Raw genomic sequence first — 20,597 nt, 5'->3', positions numbered from 1 at the left:
CCGGGCACCGCGTGAGTCGGGAAATACGAAATAACCGAAATCCCTTTCGGGAAGGTAACCTAGGTCATGACCGACGTCAAGACGGCCGAATGTAACGATGAGGAAACGGATCAGGATGGCACCGACCGATGGGCAACGCGCCACGACTCTCAGCGATGTGGCACGTCGCGCCGGCGTCTCGATCGCGACCGCATCCAAAGCGCTCAACGGCCGCGGCGATGTCGCACCGGCCACGCGCAAGCGCGTCCTCGCCGCCGCTGACGAGCTGACGTTCACGCCCAACGCGGCCGCGCGCAGCCTCCTCGCCGGGCGCACCGGAACGGTGGGTCTGCTCACGAGCGACCTCGAAGGCCGCTTCATGATCCCGATCCTCTCCGGCGCCGAAGACGCCTTCGGGGCCGGACAGGTCAACGTCTTCCTCTGCGATGCGCGCGGCGACGCCATCCGCGAGCAGCATCACCTGCGGGCTCTCCTCAGCCGCCGCGTCGACGGGATCATCGTCGTGGGGCGGCAGACCGACCCGCGTCCCTCCCTCGGGCAGGAGATCCCCGTCCCCGTCGTGTACGCCTACTCGCCGTCGGACGACGCCCGTGATCTCTCGCTCACGCCCGACAACTACTCAGGCGGCCGGCTCGCCATCGAGCACCTGCTCTCCTGCGGCCGCACCCGCATCGCCCACATCACCGGCGACCCGACGTACGCGGCCGCGCAGGACCGCCTCGCCGGCGCCCGAGCCGCGCTCGGCGCCGCGGGCCTCGACTTCATCGCCGAGCCGATGTTCGCCGCGTGGACCGAGCACTGGGGACGGGACGCCACCGCGATGCTGCTCGAGCGGCATCCCGATGTCGACGCGGTCTTCTGCGGCTCCGACCAGATCGCGCGCGGGGTCATCGACACGGCGCGCGATCTCGGGCGCGACGTGCCGGGGGACCTCGCAGTCATCGGCTACGACAACTGGGAGCTGCTCGCGGCCAACGCGCGCCCGCCGCTGACGAGCATCGACGCGAATCTGCAGCAGCTCGGCCGCCAGGCCGCGCAGCGCATCTTCGACGCGATCGACGGCGCCGACATCGGATCGGGCACGCACCAGCTGCCCGTCAAGCTCGTCATCCGCGGCTCGACGATCGCCCACCGCTGAGTCTTCGGAGGGTCGCCGTTTTCGGGGCGTTTCGAAATAACCGAAAAGCGTTGCGGAACTCCTCGACCTCTCTGTAGCGTGCCAGCCACGCACGCGCTGCTCATCGACGAACGGCGCCGAGAGGAATCAACCACCGTGGACTGCACTCCGACGACCTCCAGTCGGCTCGGGCGAACCGCGATCGCTGCAGCAGCGGTCACGGCCGTGCTGGCGACGACCTTCGCGGTCGCGCCGGCCTACGCCGCCAACACCGACATCGGCTACCCGACCTTCTCGGGCAGCCCCAACCCGGTGCCGGACACGGGGGTGACGTACACCCCCGGCAACCAGCTGATGCGGATCTTCGACGCCGACGTCGCGTCCGGGGCCGGATCGACCGCGCAGAGCGACTTCTGGATGGACGAGATGCTCGCCCGCACCGGCACGGCGGGCAGCTTCGGCGACAACAACCAGTGGCTGTTCACCCGCGGCCGCGCCGCCTTCATGAAGGAGCACAACCCGGCCGTCCTCGGCTTCGCCGGCCAGCTGGCCTATTGGGAGGCGATCGACGGCCGCAGCGGCTACACGATCACCGCCCGCATCGGCGGCGCCGACATCGCCCTCACCGAGGACACCGCGAAGCGCAAGCAGACCCCGAGCTACTGGCAGAGCGTGCACACCAACGCCGCAGCCGGCATCGAGGTCGTCCAGACGAAGTTCATCACCGACGCGAACGTGCTGGTGACGAACCTCGACGTCCGGGCGACGGGCGGCGCGGTCGACGTCGAGCTCGTCGCGACCTCGCCGTACGCCACGACCGCCGAGGGCGACGAGCTCGTCGGCCACGTGCAGGCGCTGAACGACCTGACGAAGCTCTCGCCGCGTCTGTCGGGAGACGACTTCGTCCCCGCCGGCGAGACGCTCGTGCGCACCCTCTCGGTTCCGGCGGGCGGAACGGTGTCCGCGAAGGTCCAGCTCGGCCTCGTGACCGACGAGATCGCCGACTCGCGCACGGACTACGACTCGATCCGCGAAGCCACCTCGGCTGCGGCGTACACCGCTCACGTGACGCTCTACAACCGGTGGTGGGCCGAGAACGTGCCCTACCTCGACACCCCCGAGGACAACATCGACAAGACGCTCTACTACCGCTGGTGGTTGATGCGTTACAACTTCCTCGACGCCGACATGCCGGGAAACACGTACCAGTTCCCGACGTCCATGGAGGGCGTGCTCGGCTACAACAACGCGATCGTGCTCACGACGGGCATGTTCATCGACGACCTGAAGTACTTCCGCGACCCCATCTACTCATACGGCCCCTGGGTCTCGGCGGGCGAGACGAGCAAGAGCTACAAGTTCGTCGACAACCCCGGCGACCCGGCCAACTGGTCCAACAGCTACACGCAGTACATCTCCGAGGCGGCCTGGCGCGCATACGAGCTGCACGGTGGACCGACTGCGATCGCGCAGAACCTCGCCGAGTACGCCGAGTACGACGTCAAGGGACTCGTCGACGCCTACGACCACAACGGCAACGGGCTCATCGAATACGACTGGGGCGCGATGACCGGCAACGACGCGGATGCCGTGTCGTTCCACTGGAAGGGCGGCTTCCAGGACCGTGCCGAGAACGCCTACCTCTACTCGAACGCGCTCGCCGCTGCCGAGGCCTACCGCACCGCGGGCAACACGGCCAAGGCCGACGAGATGACCGCGTTCGCCCAGAACATCAAGACCCAGGTCATGGATGTGCTCTGGAACCCCGACCGCAAGCTGCTCGAGCACGCGATGGCGAACAACGGCGAGCACGTCCCGTGGAAGGAGATCAACAACTACTACCCCTTCGCGGTCGGGCTGGTGCCGAAGCCGGGTGACGCCGACTACAAGGACGACTACGTCAACGCGCTCCGGCTGTTCGCCGACGACAAGCAGTATCCGATCTTCCCGTTCTTCACGGCGAACCAGGCGGATCAGGCGGCGTACAACGCCACCGGCGGCGAAGGCAGCAACAACTTCTCGGTGATCAACTCCACGGTGATGTTCCGCATGCTGTCTTCCGTGCTGCGCGACTACCCGACCGACGCGATCGACGCCGAGTGGTACAAGAAGCTCCTCTACTGGAACGCGTGGGCCCACTACCAGAACGGCGGTGACAACCGCCTGCCCGACCAGAACGAGTTCTGGGCCAACGGCTCGGCCGATCCGCAGAAGATCGACTACCGCTCGTGGATCCACCACACGATCCTCGGCGCGACGAACTTCACGATGATCGAGGACGCGATGGGTGTCCGCACCCGCAGCGACGCCAAGATCGAGCTCGACCCGATCGCGATCGGGTGGGACCACTTCACCGCGAACAACATCCGCTTCCGCGACCGCGACCTGACCGTCACGTGGGACCAGCCGGGCGGCGAGCGCCACTACGGCGACGACGTGCCCGAGGGCTACTCGGTCTTCCTCGACGGCGAGCTCGCGTTCACCGTCGACGACCTCGCGCACGTCGTCTACGACCCCGCCACCGGTGAGGTCGAGGTGCTCGAGGGCGACGCCGAGGTCGTGACGGCCGCGGCATCCGCCGTGCAGACGCCGCAGGAGGTGCGCTTCGCCGACGACGCCCGCGTGGTCGACTTGTTCGCCAAGGCCGGCGCCGACATCCGCACCGCCAGCACGGGCAGCGACAACCTCGCAGCGTCGGCGACCGCGACGTTCTCCGCTCCCGGGCGTGAGCCCGCCGGCGCCGTCAACGGCACGACGATCAACGAGCCCTTCTGGGGCACCGCCGGGTCGCCGAACGACAAGGACGCGCTGACCGTCGAGCTCGGCGGCGAGCAGACCTTCGACGACGCGCGGGTCTACTTCTACGACAGCTCGTCGTCGGCGACGGCCGCGGGTTACGCGGAGCCGTCGGTGTACACCCTCGAGGTCCGCCGCGACGGGCAGTGGACGCCGATCCCGCAGCAGGCGCGCATGCCGGCCTACCCGCGGGCGAACTACAACCACGTGCAGTTCCCCGAGGTCACCGGCGACGCCGTGCGACTGACGGCGACGCACGCGGCCGGCGCGAAGACCGGTGTCAAGGAGCTGCAGGTGTTCCGCACCGGCATCGCTGCGCCGGAGTCGACGAACCAGGCGCCGCTCGTGACGGCGTGGGAGAACCGCCAGGCCTCGGTCGGCGGCGCAGCGGCGCTCGTCGGGACGGTGAAGGACGACGGCCTGCCCAGCGGCGAGCTGAGCGCGCAGTGGACGGTGCAGAGCGCGCCCGAGGGTGCGACCGTGCTCTTCGACGATCCGGCCTCGGCCTCGACCACGGCGCGGTTCTCGGACGAGGGCGAGTACGTGCTGCGCCTGACCGCCGACGACGGCGAGAGGACGTCGCAGGCCGACGTCACGGTGCAGGGCGAGCCGGCGACGGCCGGTGCGAACGTCGCCCCCGACGCCGTGCCGACCGCCGAATACACCGCGTCGTGGAACGACGTCCGCGCGGTCAACGACGGCACCGTGCTGTTCACCGGCGGCAGCCAGAGTGACATCTGGGGCACCTGGTCGGGCAACCACCCGGCGACCCGCTGGCTGCAGTACGAATGGCAGACCCCGCAGCGCATCGCCGGTGCCGAGATCAGCTTCTGGAGCGACCAGTCCGACCCGAACTCGGGCAGCGGCGTGAACGTTCCGAAGGGCTGGAAGGCGCAGTACTGGACGGGCTCGGAGTGGGCTGACGTCTCGGGGGCCTCGGGATACGGCGTCGCTCGCGATGCCGGCAACTCGGTGACCTTCGACGCCGTGACGACGACGCGCCTGCGCGTCGTGCTCGAGGCGGCCGGATCCGGCTCGACGCGGGCGGCCGTGGCGGTCAGCGAGCTCGAGGTCTATGCCGACACCCCGACGGCGATCGAGCCGATCGATGTCCGGACGTCCGTGGGAACCCTGCCGCAGCTGCCCGCGACGGTGGACGCGACGTACTCCGACGGCAGCCACGCCGACCTCCCGGTCTCGTGGGCTCCGGTCACCGAGGCGCAGGTCGCGGGCGAGGGCAGCTTCCCGCTGTCGGGCATCGTGCCCGGCTCGCCGCTGCCGGCCAAGGCGACGGTGTGGGTCCGCGCGACCAACCCGGGTCAGATCAACCAGATCGACGCGGTCACCACGCGCACCCTCGTCGGTGTGGCCCCGGTGCTGCCGAAGGCCATCGGCGTGCTGTTCAACGACGGCTCGCGCCAGGACCTTCCGGTGACCTGGGACTCCGTCGATCCGGCGTCGTACGCGCAGGCCGGTGACTTCACCGTCGCCGGCACGGTGCAGAGCGATCTGCCGGGCACGAAGGCCGCATCGGCTGCTGTGACCGTCGGTGGCGGCGGAGACGACACGAAGGCGCCCACGGTGGCCTTCCAGGTCTCGCCTGCGGCACCGGATTCGGGCTGGCACAAGCAGTCGGTGACGGTGGATGTCACCGCGACCGACGACCAGGATCCGGCCCCGCGCACCGAGGTGCGCGTCGACCAGGGCGCCTGGGCGGCCTACACGGGTGCGGTGTCGGTCCAGGGCGATGGCAGCCACGTTCTCCAGGCGCGGTCGACGGATGCCGCGGGCAACCAGTCGGCCGTGGCCGAGCAGACCGTGCGCATCGACACCACCGCCCCGGTGGTGGAGGTCACCGCCGACGCCGTCTCGCGGACGGTCAAGGCGGCGGCCACGGATGCCGCCTCGGGCGTCGCATCGGTCGAGTACCGGCTGAACGACGACCCGGCGTGGACGGCGATCACGGGCAACGTGCTCGTCGGCCTCGACGAGACGCGGGTCGCGGTGCGGGCGACCGATACCGCGGGCAACGTGTCGCAGGTCGTCGAGCGCACCGTCCCGAAGGCCGACGGCGAGCAGCGTCGCAACGTGGCGCTGCTGGCGACGCCCACGGCGTCGGGCACGGCGGGGTGGAACACGGTGGACGGTCTGAACGACGACGTCCAGCCGACCTCGTCGGGCGATGTCACCCCGAATGACAACGCGAACGTCTGGGGTGTGTGGCCCGAGGTCTCGCCGCAGTGGGTGCAGTACGAGTGGACCGAACCGGTCCGCATCGGCTCGCTGGGCGTGTACTTCGTCTCGAACATCGACGCGCAGGGACTCGGCATCGACGTGCCGAAGGACTGGGCGGCGGAGTACTGGGACACCGAGACCGAGGCGTGGGTCCCGGTCGAGGCGACCGGCGCGTACGGCGTGGCGAAGGACGCCTACAACACCGTCGAGTTCGCCCCCGTCGAGACGACGCGCCTGCGCCTGAACCTGACCCCGGTCGGCACCGAATCGGGCAAGGGCAGCGTCGGCATCAAGGAATGGCAGGTGTGGGAGCACTCCGACGTGGTCGTTCCCGACACACAGGCGCCGGTGGTCACGTCCACCGTGTCGCCGGCGGCGCCGGCCAGCGGCTGGTACACGGGCACGGTCACGGTCGCCGCGACGGCGATCGACGACCGCGACGACGCTCCGGTGATCGAGGCCCGCGTCGGCGACGGCGCGTGGGCGGCCTACACGGCGCCCATCGAGGTCACCGCGGACGGCACGACGACGGTGTGGTTCCGGGCGAAGGATGCCGCGGGCAACACCTCCGAGCCCGGCTCGGTCGAGGTCAAGCGCGACACCGCGGCGCCCGAGGCGACCGTCGGCTGGGACGCGACGGCTCGCACCATCACCCCCGCCGGGACGGATGCCCTCTCCGGAGTGGCGCTCGTCGAGTACCGGCTCGGTGACGGCGCATGGCTGACGTCGGCGGGCGGAGCGGTCTCCGTCGGCGACGCCGCGACCACCGCGCGGGTTCGGGTGACCGATGTCGCCGGCAACGTCTCCGCGGTCGCCGAGGCGGCCATCCCGGCGAAGTCGACGAACCCGGGTGGGAACCCGGGTGGCAACCCGGGCGGCAACCCGGGCGGCAACCCGGGTGGCAACCCGGGTCAGGAGCCGAGCGGCTCGCTCAACGGCGCCGAGGTGCTGCGGGTCGGCGTCTCGCAGATCGCTCCCGGCGGGCAGCTGCCGGTCAGCGTCTCGGGCGCCACGCCGGGCACGGTGTTCGCGGTGGAGTTCCGGTCGGCGCCGGTGCGCCTCGGCACCCTGACCGTGGGCGCCGACGGCACGGCATCCGGTGTGTTCACCGTCCCGGCCTACGCGACCGCCGGTGTGCACACCGTGGCGCTGGTGGTTCCGGGCGGCGAGCTGACCGCACAGGTGACGGTGGTCACGCCCGGGGCGAGCTCGCCCACGGTGACGGGCCTGCCGGCCACGGGTCAGGATGCCGGCGCTGTCGCGACGAACATCGGCATCGGTGCGGGCGTGCTCGTGCTGGGGCTCGGGCTTCTCGCGATCGGCATCATCCGCCGCCGCCGCGCGGCGTGACGCCGAGGGGCCGGGGGTTCGCACCCCCGGCCCCTTCTCCCGATCGCCACCACGAACATCCCGCTCGTGTTTAACCGGTTCACCGACGGATCGTCGAACGAGGAACGAATCATGGTCACCATCACCGACGTCGCCCGCGAAGCGGGCGTCTCGCGCGCCACCGTCTCGTACGTCCTCTCCGGCAAGCGGATGATCTCCGAGCCCGTCAGCCGGCGCGTGCGGGAGGCCGTGACGTCCCTGGGCTACACGCCCAACGCCGGTGCACGCGCGCTCGCGACGTCGCAGACGAAGGTGCTGGCGCTGATGGCCCGGTTCCTGTCGGACGAGTTCGCGCCGGCCATGCTCGAGTTCATCCGCGCGGTGACCGATGCGGCACGTGAGCTGGGGTACGACACCCTCCTCGTCTCGGACGAGAACGCGGCCGAGGCGCTGCGGCGGGTGGCGGCGTCGCGCATGGTCGACGGGATCGTGCTGCTCAACGTCGGCGAGACCGACGATCGTCTGCCGATCCTCGGGCGGATCGATCAGCCGAGCGCCCTCATCGGGCTCCCCGCGAACCCCGAAGGGTCGATCGTCTTCGACCTCGACTTCCGATCGGCCGGGCGCCTGATGGTGAATCACCTCCGCGCCTACGATCACCGCGAGGTCATCCTCGTGTCGCAGCCTCGCGACGTCGTCGACCGAGGCGGCGCCTACGTCTGGCGTCTGGCCGCCGGCGCCGAAGAGACGGCGGATCAGCTGGATATGATCCTGCACCACCACCACGCCGCTGCGTCTCAGCCGGACGTCGGTCGCCGCCTGCATGAGCTCCTCGACCAGCATCCGGATGCGACGGCGATCCTGCTGAACAACGAGGCCGCCGCGGCGGCACTGCCGTTCGTGCTGCGCGAACGCGGACTGCGCGCCCCCGACGACGTCTCGGTGATCGGACGATACTCGGACGATTTCGCCCGCGCCTTCTCGCTGCCCTACACCGCGGTCGACAGCGCCGCCGCAGAGCTCGGGCGGCGCGCCGTCGCCCGGCTCATCGCCGCCATCGAGGACGGCCTGCCCGGCGATGCTCTCCAGCTCCTCCCTCCCGTCCTCACCGACCGTGGTTCGGTCGCGCGTCCGGCATCACGCTGACGGCCGACGACCCGATCCTCCCGACGACCTGCACGACCCGATCCCACACCGGCTCCCCAGAGAGGTACCGACATGACCCACCCACCCTCACGCCACCTGCGCAGGGTCGCGGCTGCGACCACCGCGTTCGCGGTCGGCGGCGGCCTCGCACTCGGCGGGGCCGTCCTGCCCGCCGCAGCCGCGGCGCCCGAACCCGACCTGCACTACTCGATGGACGACGTCGCGGGAGCCGTGGTTCCCGACTCGTCGCGCAACGGCTGGGACGGCACGCTGTCGGGCGAGGCGTCGACGGTCGACGGACCCGACGGCGCAGCGCTGGATCTGGGGGGAGGCTCGATCCGCATTCCGCGCGAGCCCATCGCCGGAGCCACCGATCTGAGCGTCACCACCCGCGTGCGCTGGGACGGCGGTGCGAACTGGCAGTGGCTCTTCGGCCTCGGCACCGACAACCAGAAGTACCTGTTCTTCACCCCGTCATCGGGCGACGGCAATCTCCGCACCGCGATCACGCGCGCCAGCGGCGGAGGCGCCGAGAAGCAGATCGTCGGATCGAACCCGCTTCGCGCCGGCGAATGGGTGGACCTCGCGTTCACCCTCGACACCGACGCCGACCAGCTCACCGCGTACGTCAACGGCACCGCGCTGTCGACGACGACGACCGACATCACCCCCGGCGAACTGGTGACGGCGACCTCGGAGTTCGGCGGCACCATCGGCAGCTCGTTCTACCCCGATCCCGCGTTCGACGGCGCTGTCGACGACTTCCGCATCTATCGTTCGGCGCTGACCGCCGCCGAGGTGGCGGAGATCAGCCTGGCAGCGCAGCCGGCGCTGCAGTCGCTGACCCAGCAGGCCTTCACCGCGGCCACGCGGATCGGAGAAGCTCCCGTTCTCGCGCCGGCGGTGCGCGGACAGTTCTCCGACGGGTACGCCCGCGACGTCGCCATCGCGTGGGAGGACGTCCCGGCCGAGCGCTACGCCGTCGCGGGCACCTTCACCGTGCAGGGCACGGCGGCCGGTCAGAGCGTCCGCACCGACGTGACCGTCGCCCGCGGCCAGCTCACCGTCGACCTGTCGAAGCCCACCGGCGAGTTCCAGGGCGGCGCGTCGGGACTCCTCTACGGCCTCTACGGCGACGGGATGCCGACCGACAACCTCATCGAGGGCATGAACGTCCGGTCGGTGGCCACCAAGGCCCAGGACGGCGGCCAGCACCCCGGCTCGGACGCACTGGAGATCCTGCCGAACCTCGCGCGCGCGGGCGGCGACGTCTACCTCCGCATCACCGACTACTACCGCGGCTTCCCCTACCAGGTGCCCGGCAGCACGCCCGCCGAGCGGCGCGCCGACTACGCCGATCGCCTCGCCGATCAGCTGGCGATGATCGAGCAGTTCGCGTCCGTCGACGACACCCAGCGCGGCTACGTCGCCGACCACCTCGTCATCGAGCCGTTCAACGAGCCCGAGGGCAACATGTTCAGCAACCGCGGCGTGCCGTGGTCGCTGTCGGGCAACGTGTCGTGGCTCGACGACCCCACCGTCTACTACGCCATGTGGGACGACACGTACCGCACCATCCGCGCCTGGTCCGAGCGCACCGGCATCCCGCTCCGCGTCGCCGGCCCGGGCACCGAGCACCTGTTCGAGCAGGTGAACGGGTTCCTCCGTCACACCGTCCAGGCGAACACCGTGCCCGACATCGTCACGTGGCACGAGCTGTCGCACCCGCAGGCCATCCGCGAGTCCGTCGCGCGGTACCGCGGGTGGGAGAGCGCAGCCTTCGCCGGCACGGCCTGGGAGGGCAAGCCGCGTCCGATCAACATCAACGAGTACGCGTTCAACTACCACACCTCGGTTCCGGGGCAGATGGTGCAGTGGATCTCGGCGATCGAGGACACCAAGGTCGAGGCGATGATCGCCTTCTGGAACATCAACGGCAACCTGTCGGACTCGGCGGTGCAGCAGAACCGCGGCAACGGCCAGTGGTGGCTCTACAACGCCTACGCCCAGATGAGCGGCCAGTCCGCCACTGTCACCCCGCCCTCGCCCGGAGTGAACTACACGCTCCAGGGCGTGGCATCCGTCGACGCCGACAAGCGCGTCGCGCGCGCCCTCGTGGGCGGGGCGAACGGCAGCGCGCCCGTCGACGTCACCGGCATCTCGAGCGAGACCTTCGGGGGTTCGGTGCGCGTGCAGGTGCGCGAGATCGGGTGGACCGGTCAGATCGGCGACTCGTCGGCGCCGCGGCTTCTCAGCGACCGGGTCGTCGCCGTCGAGAACGGCACGGTCACCGTGCCGTTCGGTCGCGACGGGCTGCCGGCCATGACGGACTCCGACGCGTACGAGATCATCGTCACGCCGGGCGAGAACGCCGAGCCGACCGAGGTCGACTCGACCTGGCGCGGCTCGTACGAGGCCGAGGATGCCGCAGCCACCGGCGATGTGACCCGCAACGGGCCCGAGGGCTCGCCGAACGCGGTGGGCAACTACTACACGTCGGGCGGCTTCGACATCGGCGGCTTCCGAACCGGTGCGGATTCGAGGGCCGTCTTCACGGTCGACGTCCCCGAAGCGGGCTCGTACGACCTGTCGGTCTTCTCGAGCAGCCTCAACACCGACGCCGAGATCGCCGAGAACGGCCCGACGAACGTGTTCGTCACCGTCGACGGCGGCAGCGAGCAGGAGGTCCACCTGCCGCTCAGCTACAAGTGGGTCGTCTGGGACCACGCCGACACCCGGGTCGAGCTGACCGCCGGGCGCCACGAGATCGCCCTGTCCACGTCGAGCCTCGACGGCTCGCGCACGACGCGCGGTGACGCCATCCTCGATCGCATCACGCTCGAGAGGACCGTCTCCGCTCCGAGCACGGTGTACGAGGCCGAGCACGCCGACCACAACGGTGAGGTCTCGGCGCAGGACCCCGGTTCGGTCGCGCTGGATGCCGACGAATCGGCGACGTTCTGGGTCTACGGCGAGACCGACGGAGAAGCGCGCCTCGAGGTCGACGGCACCGGCGGCGGCACGGTCTCGCTCAACGGCGAGGACGTCCTCGACCTCTCCCGCGGCGGAGCGGCGGACGTCCAGCTGCAGGGCGGTGTGAACAAGATCGTCGTTCACGGCGCGGCGACGGTCGACAAGATCACCGTCTCGGGTTCGCGCGGCGAGATCGAGCACCGCACCTACCAGGCCGAGGAGGCTTCGCTGGCCGGCACCGCCGCCGTCGTCGACGCCGATCTCGCGGACGGCGGGAAGGCGGTCGACGGCATCGGCGGCGACCCCGGCAACGGCAACACGCTGACCTTCGACGTGGATGCCGCCGAGGCAGGACCCCACGCGGTCGTCGTGCGCTTCTCGAACCCCGAGCAGGTTCCGGCGACGCACTACAACCCCAACCCGATGGCGCGCCACGCCGACATCTCGGTCAACGACGGTGACGCGCAGCGGGTGCTGTTCGTCCCGACGTTCCATCGCAACAACTTCTGGGAGCGCACCCTGGTGCTCGATCTGAAGCAGGGGCGGAACGAGATCCGGTTCGCGTCGTCGGAGCAGCCGAACTTCGACGGCGAGACCTTCGCCGAGGACAACTTCCCGGGCATCCCGCTGCGGGCGGAGCTGTCCCCGATCATCGACCGGATCGTCGTGTCGGCGCTCGCCGCACCGGTGAGCCCGGAGCCGGAGCCGGAGCCGAACCCGAACCCGAACCCGGGTCCCTCCACGCCTCCGACGACCGGTCCGACCACCCAGCCGGCACCAGCGGGAGCGCCGTCGTCGGCGGATCTCTCCGCGGCGACGCAGGGCGCGGTCTCGGGTCCGGCGACGATCGTGCGCGGTGAGACCGTGAAGATCACGGTCGGAACCGCGGCGGCCGGCCGGAACGTCTCGGGCTGGCTGCTCTCGACGCCGACCGCGCTCGGATCGGGCACGGTGGCCACGGATGGCACCGTCACGCTCCGTGTGCCGACGAGCGCACCGCTCGGCGGGCATCGTCTCGCGATCACCGCGGCGGACGGCGGTGTCATCGGCTGGTATCGCGTGACCGTCGTCGAGGCGGGCTCGCTCGCGGCGACGGGCGGTGCGTTCGCGCTCGGTGCGTGGGTGATCGGTGGAGCCGCGCTCGCCGGTGCGGGCGCCGCGCTCGCGCGCGCGCACCGACGTCGCGGGGACAACGGCGAAGGAGCGACCCGATGACCGACCTCACGCCGACGATGTTCGATGACGCTGTTGCTCGGGTGCGGGCTGAGGTGGCGTCGTTGCATGCGGAGTTGGTGCGGTACGGCCTGGTGGTGTGGACGGGTGGGAACGTGTCGGGGCGGGTTCGTCGTGGTGATGATCCCCGTGCTGATCTGTTCGTGATCAAGCCGTCGGGGGTGTCGTATGACGATCTGGCTCCGGAGAACATGATCCTGTGTGATCTGGACGGGGATGTCGTGGCGGGCACGCCGGGCAGTGATCGGGCGCCGTCGAGTGATACGGCCGCTCATGCGTATGTGTATCGGAACATGCCCGAGGTGGGTGGTGTGGTGCACACGCATTCGACGTTCGCGGTGGCGTGGGCGGCGCGGGGTGAGGAGATCCCGTGTGTGATCACGGCGATGGCGGATGAGTTCGGGGGTCCGATCCCGGTGGGGCCGTTCGCGATCATCGGGGACGATTCGATCGGTCGGGGGATCGTGGACACGCTGTCGGGTCATCGTTCCCGGGCGGTGCTGATGCAGAACCATGGGCCGTTCACGATCGGGTCCAGTGCGAAGGATGCCGTGAAGGCTGCGGTGATGGTCGAGGACGTGGCCCGCACGGTGCATCTCGCCCGCCAGGCGGGGGAGTTGATCCCGATTCCGCAGGACGCGATCGACAAGCTGTACGACCGGTACCAGAACGTCTACGGACAGACCACCGACGACCGCCGGTAACCCCGCACCACCGCGGAGCGCCATCTCGCATTCCCGCGGGATGGCGCTCCACGGCGCGTGCGCGAGCGGTTCGATTTCGGGCCGTTTCGAAATCATCGAAAAGGATTGCGGTGGCAGTCGCCGGCTCGGTACGTTCCATCCACACACGCACGCGCTGCTCGAAGAAGACAGCGTCGAGAGGAAACCGCCACCGTGAACTGCACCCGACGGTCCACGGTCGCGGCGGTCCCGCACGATCAGGTCGCGCGTCGTGTCGACGAGAGCCGGCGGTCCCCCAGCCCCGGCCCTTTACCCGAGTGGGCAGGCCCCCCAAAGCCCTGACCATTCTCCCCGGGGCCGGTCGCCTCGGCCGGCCGGCCCCTCCGCCCCTCTGCTTCGCCTATCCCCCCGTCGCCCGGTCAAGGAGACCGACATGTTCCGAAAAGTCCCGCGCCGCGCGTCGGCCGCCCTCACCGCGGGCGCCGTCGTCGCCGGTCTCGTCGCCGCTGCGCCGCCCCTGGCCGCGGTCGCCCTCGACAATCCGATCCTCGGCGACGGCTCGGTGTACTCCGCCGACCCCGCGACCCTCGTCGTCGATGACACCCTCTACGTCTACGCGGGGCGCGATGAGGCGGATCCGACCACGAACGACTTCATCATGAACGAGTGGCAGGCCTTCTCGACGGGCGATGTCGCCGGGGGCGAGTGGGAGCGGCATCCCTCGCTCATGCGCCCCGAGCAGGTGTTCGACTGGGCGACTCCCGGACGTGCGTACGCCGGTCAGGTGGTCGAAGGCGCCGACGGCCGCTTCTACTGGTACGTGCCCGTCCACGAGGCAGGCAGCGGTTCGCCCGACCCGTTCGGCATCGGCGTCGCCGTCTCGGATTCGCCGCTCGGTCCGTGGACCGACGCCGTCGGCGGGCCGATCGTGTCGCAGGAGATCCTCGGCAACGACGCCCACAACATCGACCCCACCGTGTACGTCGCCGACGACGGGCGCGTATGGATGTACTGGGGCAGCTTCAGCCGCCTGTTCGCGATCGAGCTCGGCGCCGACATGACGAGCCTCGTCGGCGAGTCGACCGCGATCACGAGCGGGGTCGACGGCTTCTTCGAAGCGGCCTGGCTCTTCGAGCGTGCCGGCACCTACTACCTCGCCTACGCCGCCAACACGGCCGGCCCCGACAGCTGGTGCACCCCGGCCGTCTACCACGCGTGCATCGCGTACTCGACGGCGCCCGGACCCCTGGGCCCGTGGACGTCGCAGGGTCGCATCCTCGCGCCGGTGTCGTCGACGACGAGCCACCCGGCGATCACCGAGTTCCAGGGCGAGTGGTACATGGCGTACCACACGGCCGACGCCGCCGGCGGCAACCACTTCCGCCGTTCGGTGGCCGTCGACGCCCTGCAGTGGGACGACTCGGTCAGCCCCGCCCGCATCCTGCCGGTCGTGCCGACCCTCGGCGCCGAGCAGGTCGAGACCCCGAGCGCGAACGTCGCGCCGCGGGCGACGGCGTCGGCGTCGAACGAGCCGGTGCCCGCCCAGTACTGGATCGCTGCGCTGAACGACGGGATCGTCCGCCCGAACCCGCTGCCGCCGGACATGTGGGGGTCGTACGACGGCGACCGCGCCGCGACCGAGTGGATCCAGTACGACTGGGCCGAGCCGGTGCGCATCGATCGCTCGAGCATCCAGTTCTGGAGCGACCGCGAGCCCGGCAGCGGCGACGGCGTCTCGGCACCGCGCGCCTGGAAGCTGCAGTACTGGGTGAACGGCGGATGGCGCGACGTCGCCGGCGCGAGCGGATACCCGACCGCGACGCGGACGCCGAACGAGGTGACCTTCACTCCGGTGACGACGACGCGCCTGCGGGCCGTGCTCGACGCTGCGCCCGGCACCGGCACCACACCGAGATACTCGGCTCTCGCGGTGGAGGAGTGGTCGGTGGGCGCCGTCGCGGCCGACGGCTACGATCCCGCCGCCACCCGCACCGCGGTGGGCGAAGCTCCCGAGCTGCCCGAGACCGTCGCGCTGCGCTACGGCGACGACCGCATGCCCGCCCCGGTTCGCTGGGACGCCGTCGACCCCGCCGCGTACGCGGCGCCGGGCGCCTTCACCGTGAGCGGCGTGGCCACCGGCTACGCGGCGGCACGCGTCGAGGCGACCGTGACCGTCGTCGACCCGAGCGACACGGGCGAGCCCGATGTGAGCGCGCCCGTCCTGCAGCTGACGGCTCGTGGCGCGGAGGGCGCCGGCGGATGGTTCGTCGGGCCGGTGACCGTGCGGGCCGAGGCCGCCGACGACCGCGACGTGCGTTCGAGCATCGCCGTGGCCGTCGACGGTGGAGCGCCGACGACGACGCCGGACGTCCGCCGCGTCGACACGCTGCTCGAGAGCGACGGCACGCACACGGTGTCGGCGCGGGCGACGGATGCCGCGGGCAACGTCTCGGCCGAGCAGACCGTCTCGGTGCGCATCGACCGGACGGCCCCGACGGCGACGGGTGTCGTCGACGCCTCGGCGCGCACCGTCACCGCGACGGCGACCGATATCGGGTCGGGGCTCGCGGATCTCGAGTACGCGATCGACGAGCCGACCGCGTGGCTGACGTACGGCGACCCGATCCCGGCGCCCGACCTCGAGCGGCACGTCGTCTACCTCCGCGCGACGGACGCGGCCGGCAACACGTCGATGCCGGTGCCGGTGACCATCCCGCGCTCGCCCGACGCCCCGCTGACGGGGAACATCGCGCGCTTCGCGTCCGTCACCGCGTCGTCGGCGTCGCCGTGGGCACCCGTCGACGCCGTCGTGGACGGCGCCATCGACGGCGCCTCGTGGGGCACCTGGCCGCGCGTCGGCGAGCAGTGGGTGCAGCTGGCGTGGGAGCGACCCGTCGACCTCGACCGCGCGGCGGTGGTGTTCGCCCGCGACGCTGCCGACGAGCAGAACGCCGGCCTCATCCCGCCGCGGTCGTGGGTTCTGCAATATCGCGACACGAGCGGTGCGTGGCGAGACGTCGAGACGGACGACGCGTACGGCCGCTCCACGACCGAGCGCAACGAGGTCCGTTTCGCCGCCCTGGAGACCACCGCGCTCCGTGCGCTGATGCAGTCGTGGGGGTCAGCCGAGGGGCAGGGATCAGCAGCGATGCACGAGTTCGAGGCGTGGGCCGCCGAGGCGCCCGAGCCGGTCGACACGACCGCGCCGACGCTGACCTTCGACACGGCAGCGGCGGCGCCGGCATCGGGATGGTTCCGTGAGGGCGTGCGCTTCGAGGCCGACGCCCAGGACGATGCGGACGCGGCCCCGGCGGTGCGCGTTCGGGTCGACGGCGGCGTCTGGCAGCAGCTCTCGGACGACGTCGAGGTGGCGGCGGACGGCATCCATCTCGTCGAGGCCGAGGGCGTCGATGCGGCGGGCAACGTCTCGACCCGCGCGGCGGTGACGGTGCGGATCGACACGATCGCGCCCGAGGTCTCGGGTTCGGTGAGCGAGGACGACGCGGGGTTCCTCGTCGATCTGCAGGCCACCGATGCCGGGTCCGGTGTCGGCGATGTCGAGGTGCGTTCCGGTGACACCTGGGTGGCGGTGCGCGGCGGCGAGCTGCGGGTCGCCGCCGACGGCGCGGTGCAGCTGCCTCTCGGCGGCGGTGTGCGGCTGCCGCGCGGCGGCGGAGCCGTCGACGTGGTGTTCCGGGCGACCGATATCGCCGGCAACGTCTCGGCGGAGCGTTCGCTGCGGGTCGAGACCGGACCGACCGTGCCAGATCAGCCGGGCGTGCCCGGTGTGCCCGGTGTGCCCGGTCTACCGTCCCCGTCGGGAAGCGCCGGCGGATCGGTCGCCGCTGCCGGGACGGTGCGCCCGGGCGCGACGGCGGGCGGGCGCCTGGCGGCCACCGGTGCCGATGCTCCGATCGTGCTCGCGGGTGCCGCCCTCATGCTGCTCCTGATGGGCGGCGGCGTGCTCGTGCCGGGCGTGCTCCGCACCGCCGGTGTCACCGGATCGCGCGCCGGCCGCGGCGGACGCTCGGAGTCGCGCTCGTGAGCGCGCGTCGGGCGGTGACCGCGATCCGGCGGACGGCGGCCGTCCTCAGCGGTGCCCTCGTCATCGGCGCGGCGGTGTTCGCGGGGGCTCCCGCGGCCGTGGCGGCGCCCGCCGTCGAGGTCGAGCCCGGGTTCGTCGAGTTCGACGTGGCGCCGCGAGCCGACGTCCGTGACCATCGCGTGACGATCGCGCTCCTCGCCCCGCAGGGCTCGGAGCCGTCGTTCGAGGCGGAGGAGGCACGGCGCTCTCTCGAGCTCGTCGACCAGTTCTACGACCGTGAGACCGGCGGCGCGATCCGCTTCGAGCTCGAAGAACTCATCGACTGGCAGAGCGTCGACCAGCCGATCGGATGCAGCGACACGGGCGGGCTGCACCAGTGGCTGCGCGAGAAGATCGGCTGGCAGGGCGGTGCGGCGCGGCACCTGGTGATCATGGTCCCGCCCGGCGAGCCCTGCCCGGGCTGGGCCAACGGCGAGCAGCCCGGCGATCCCGACGACGGCGGCGGGACGTTCCAGCCCAGTCCCGACCCCTACTTCCTCGCTCACGAGCTCGGACACAACCTGTCGCTGCCCCACGCGTACAGCATCCGGTGCGAGACCGGCTGGGATTACTCTGCCGGTGTCGAATGCCCGCGGGAGGAGTACGGCAACCGCACCGACATGATGGGCGGCGCCTGGTCGTTCCTGCCGCTCTCCAGCCCGACCCTGGCTCGCCTGGGCGTGCTCCGGAACGTCCGCGAACCGGTGTGCGGCGACGCCCGGACCGCGGTGCTCGACAGCCTGGGGGCGGGGCCGGCCGGATCCCGGACGCTCACCTGGACCGACCCCGAGAACCCCGACGCGCGGTACTGGGTGCAGTACAGCGACAAGTCCGACCCGACGAGCGACGGCGGCGTCTCGGCGAGCCCGTGGGAGGTCGACCGGTCGGTGTCGGGCGTGCAGGTCCTCCGCTCCAATCCCACAGAGCCGTACGGCGCGGATCTGCTCGAGCGGCCGGGTGATGAGACCGAGGCGAACGAGTTCATCCGCGCGGGCGAGACGGTCGAGCTCAACTCGGGCATGGTCGTGCACGTCGACGCGATCGATGAGACCGTGCGCCGGGCCACCGTGACCGTGACGGTGCCGTGCGCCGACCCGACGGTGTCGCGAGACATCGCGGGTACGGCCCGGGTGAGCGCGTCCTACGTTCCGGAGTGGTCGAGCGCGGCCGCGGCCGCCGATGGCGACGCCGGAAGCGTCTGGAGCTCGTGGCCGATGGTCGGCGAGCAGTGGCTCGAGCTGGCGTGGGATGCGCCGATGTCGATCGACCGGGTGTCGGCGCTCGTCACGCGGGATGCCGCGGACGACGAGGCGCGAGGCCTGCTGCCGCCGCGCGGCTGGCGTGTGGAGCGATGGGATGCCGAGACCGCCCGATGGGTCGCGGTCGAGGGCGCCGCGTTCGCTCCGCCGACGCGGGACCAGCTGACCGGGGAGGTCACGTTCGATCGCGTGACCACATCGGCGGTCCGGGTCGTGTTCGCCGCGTGGGGCGACGCCGACTACACCGGGTCGACGGGTGTCGCCGAGGTCGCCGTGTTCGGAGGGCCCGCGGTGATCGCGCCCGAGCCGCCCGTGGAGCCGGAGCCGCCCGTGGAGCCGGAGCCCCCGGTGGTGCCGGGCGGGCCCGTCGTGCCGGAGCCCCCGGCGGTTCCCGGCGGACCGATCGTGCCGAGTGGGACGGACGCTCCCGGTGCGCCGGTGGGGTCGGGGACGTCCGCGACGTCGACCGGTGTCGGAACGGCACGCGGGAGCGTGCTCAGCGCTCGATCGCTGGCGGCGACCGGTGCCGAACGGCCGCTCGGACTCGCCGTAGGAGCAGTGCTGCTGCTCGTGGTCGGGGGCGGGGTGTTCGTCGCGCGGCGCCGTGCATTGTGACTCTGAGGATCCCGGGGGTCGCCGCCGGTCTCGTCATCTGATCGAGGAGTCGTCGCGCGCGGCCGGGGTCAGCCGCGGCGGCGCGTGACGGCGTTGCGCCACACGACGGTGTTGACCTCGCCCGCGGGGCCCATCCACGACACGATGACCACCCGGTCGTTCCAGCCGTGCGCGACGGCGGCGACCCGTTCGGCCGGCTTGTGCGGCCACGAGATCCACGCCCACACCGGCGGCCGCTCCTTCGCCCACGTCAGATCCTGCGGACCGTATGCCTGCATCGGAATGGTGCACGGCGGGATGCGCATCAGCGTCTGCGCGGCGGGATCCGGCATCCGCTGATCGATGCTCTCGGCGTAGCGCCTGTTGGTCCCCATGTGGCCGGGAGTCCCCTCTCTCCGGCCGATCCCCATCGTACGTCGACCCCGCCGACATCCCCACCCGGGGCTCATTCCGCGCTCGGGGGTGCAGCGTTCGTCGGACCGGTGAGGCGGGTGGTGCCTCGGACGTGGCGCACGTGAACACCAGCCCCACCGGTCCGACGGATGTATCGCGGGTCAGGCGCGAAGCGGCTTGAGCGCCCCGGCCCACGCCTCGAGCTGGTCGAACATCGTCTGCGCGGCATCGAGGTGCTGGTCGCCGGGTGTGAAGGTCGAGAAGTCCTCGAAGTCGGTGAACAGCGAGAAGCTCAGCTGCTGACGGACGTCGGCGATCTGCAGCTCGGCCGAGATGCCGCGCAGGTGCTCGATCGCGCGCGACCCGCCGAGCGACCCCCACGCGACGAAGGCGGCGGCCTTGTTGTTCCACTCGGCGTAGATGAAGTCGATGGCATTCTTCAGCACCGCGGAGGTCGAGTGGTTGTACTCCGGCGTCACGAAGACGAATCCGTCGTAGCCGGCGATCTTCTCGGCCCAGGCGCGGGTGTGGTCGTTCTGGTACTGGCCGAAGCTCGGCGGCGTCGGCTCGTCGAGGAACGGCAGCGGGAAGTCGGCGAGGTCGACGAGCTCGTACGTCGCCGAGCGGCCGGCTGCCTGCGCCATCACCCAGTCGGCGACGGCGGCGCCGTTGCGTCCGGGACGGGTGCTTCCGAGGATGACGGCGATGCGCAGATCGGACATGGGGATCCTTTC

Annotated in this window: 9 protein-coding genes; 7 read left to right on the top strand and 2 right to left on the bottom strand. The window is 71.2% G+C overall.

Translation table 11 applies throughout. The features are described from left to right. The first annotated feature begins 115 nt into the window (after positions 1-115). The 7 genes from F6B42_RS14170 to F6B42_RS14860 all read left to right on the top strand — a co-directional run bounded on the left by F6B42_RS14170 (position 116) and on the right by F6B42_RS14860 (position 19,470). Complete coding sequence (locus F6B42_RS14170; protein ID WP_150420370.1) at positions 116-1,138, top strand: LacI family DNA-binding transcriptional regulator; 1,023 nt, start codon at positions 116-118, stop codon at positions 1,136-1,138. Positions 1,139-1,216: 78 nt separating this feature from the next. Further along, positions 1,217-7,498: an OmpL47-type beta-barrel domain-containing protein gene (locus F6B42_RS14165; protein ID WP_223878530.1), complete on the top strand. Its 6,282-nt coding sequence runs from the start codon at positions 1,217-1,219 to the stop codon at positions 7,496-7,498. Positions 7,499-7,609: 111 nt separating this feature from the next. Continuing rightward, positions 7,610-8,623 carry a LacI family DNA-binding transcriptional regulator gene (locus tag F6B42_RS14160; RefSeq protein ID WP_191089390.1) on the top strand — a complete coding sequence of 338 codons (1,014 nt, stop codon included), beginning with the start codon at positions 7,610-7,612 and terminating at the stop codon, positions 8,621-8,623. 72 nt (positions 8,624-8,695) lie between these two features. Beyond that, positions 8,696-12,811, top strand: a complete 4,116-nt coding sequence (locus tag F6B42_RS14155) for a LamG-like jellyroll fold domain-containing protein (RefSeq protein ID WP_150420369.1) — start codon at positions 8,696-8,698, stop codon at positions 12,809-12,811. After that, entirely contained in the window at positions 12,808-13,533 is a 726-nt protein-coding gene (locus tag F6B42_RS14150; protein WP_150420368.1) for an L-ribulose-5-phosphate 4-epimerase, read from the top strand. The genes F6B42_RS14155 and F6B42_RS14150 overlap by 4 nt, the downstream gene beginning before the upstream one ends. A 412-nt stretch (positions 13,534-13,945) precedes the next feature. Further along, positions 13,946-17,557: an OmpL47-type beta-barrel domain-containing protein gene (locus F6B42_RS14145; protein ID WP_150420367.1), complete on the top strand. Its 3,612-nt coding sequence runs from the start codon at positions 13,946-13,948 to the stop codon at positions 17,555-17,557. Next, positions 17,554-19,470: a zinc metalloprotease gene (locus F6B42_RS14860; protein ID WP_191089389.1), complete on the top strand. Its 1,917-nt coding sequence runs from the start codon at positions 17,554-17,556 to the stop codon at positions 19,468-19,470. The genes F6B42_RS14145 and F6B42_RS14860 overlap by 4 nt, the downstream gene beginning before the upstream one ends. A gap of 68 nt (positions 19,471-19,538) precedes the next feature. On the opposite strand, the gene F6B42_RS14135 is transcribed toward F6B42_RS14860, so the two are convergent. Both F6B42_RS14135 and F6B42_RS14130 read right to left on the bottom strand, forming a co-directional pair. Next, entirely contained in the window at positions 19,539-19,844 is a 306-nt protein-coding gene (locus tag F6B42_RS14135; RefSeq protein WP_150420366.1) for a hypothetical protein, read from the bottom strand. Between the two features lie 180 nt (positions 19,845-20,024). After that, positions 20,025-20,585: an NADPH-dependent FMN reductase gene (locus F6B42_RS14130; protein WP_150420365.1), complete on the bottom strand. Its 561-nt coding sequence runs from the start codon at positions 20,583-20,585 to the stop codon at positions 20,025-20,027. Between the last annotated feature and the right edge of the window lie 12 nt (positions 20,586-20,597).

The sequence above is a fragment of the Microbacterium radiodurans genome (assembly GCF_008710705.1).
Lineage (GTDB): Bacteria > Actinomycetota > Actinomycetes > Actinomycetales > Microbacteriaceae > Microbacterium > Microbacterium radiodurans.
This window is presented reverse-complemented; position numbering and strand designations above follow the sequence as displayed.

Coding starts and splice junctions, on each gene's coding strand:
- F6B42_RS14170 (WP_150420370.1), top strand. CDS start 116: ATGGCACCGACCGATGGGCAACGCGCCACGACTCTCAGCGATGTGGCA.
- F6B42_RS14160 (WP_191089390.1), top strand. CDS start 7,610: ATGGTCACCATCACCGACGTCGCCCGCGAAGCGGGCGTCTCGCGCGCC.
- F6B42_RS14155 (WP_150420369.1), top strand. CDS start 8,696: ATGACCCACCCACCCTCACGCCACCTGCGCAGGGTCGCGGCTGCGACC.
- F6B42_RS14150 (WP_150420368.1), top strand. CDS start 12,808: ATGACCGACCTCACGCCGACGATGTTCGATGACGCTGTTGCTCGGGTG.
- F6B42_RS14145 (WP_150420367.1), top strand. CDS start 13,946: ATGTTCCGAAAAGTCCCGCGCCGCGCGTCGGCCGCCCTCACCGCGGGC.
- F6B42_RS14135 (WP_150420366.1), bottom strand. CDS start 19,844: ATGGGGACCAACAGGCGCTACGCCGAGAGCATCGATCAGCGGATGCCG.
- F6B42_RS14130 (WP_150420365.1), bottom strand. CDS start 20,585: ATGTCCGATCTGCGCATCGCCGTCATCCTCGGAAGCACCCGTCCCGGA.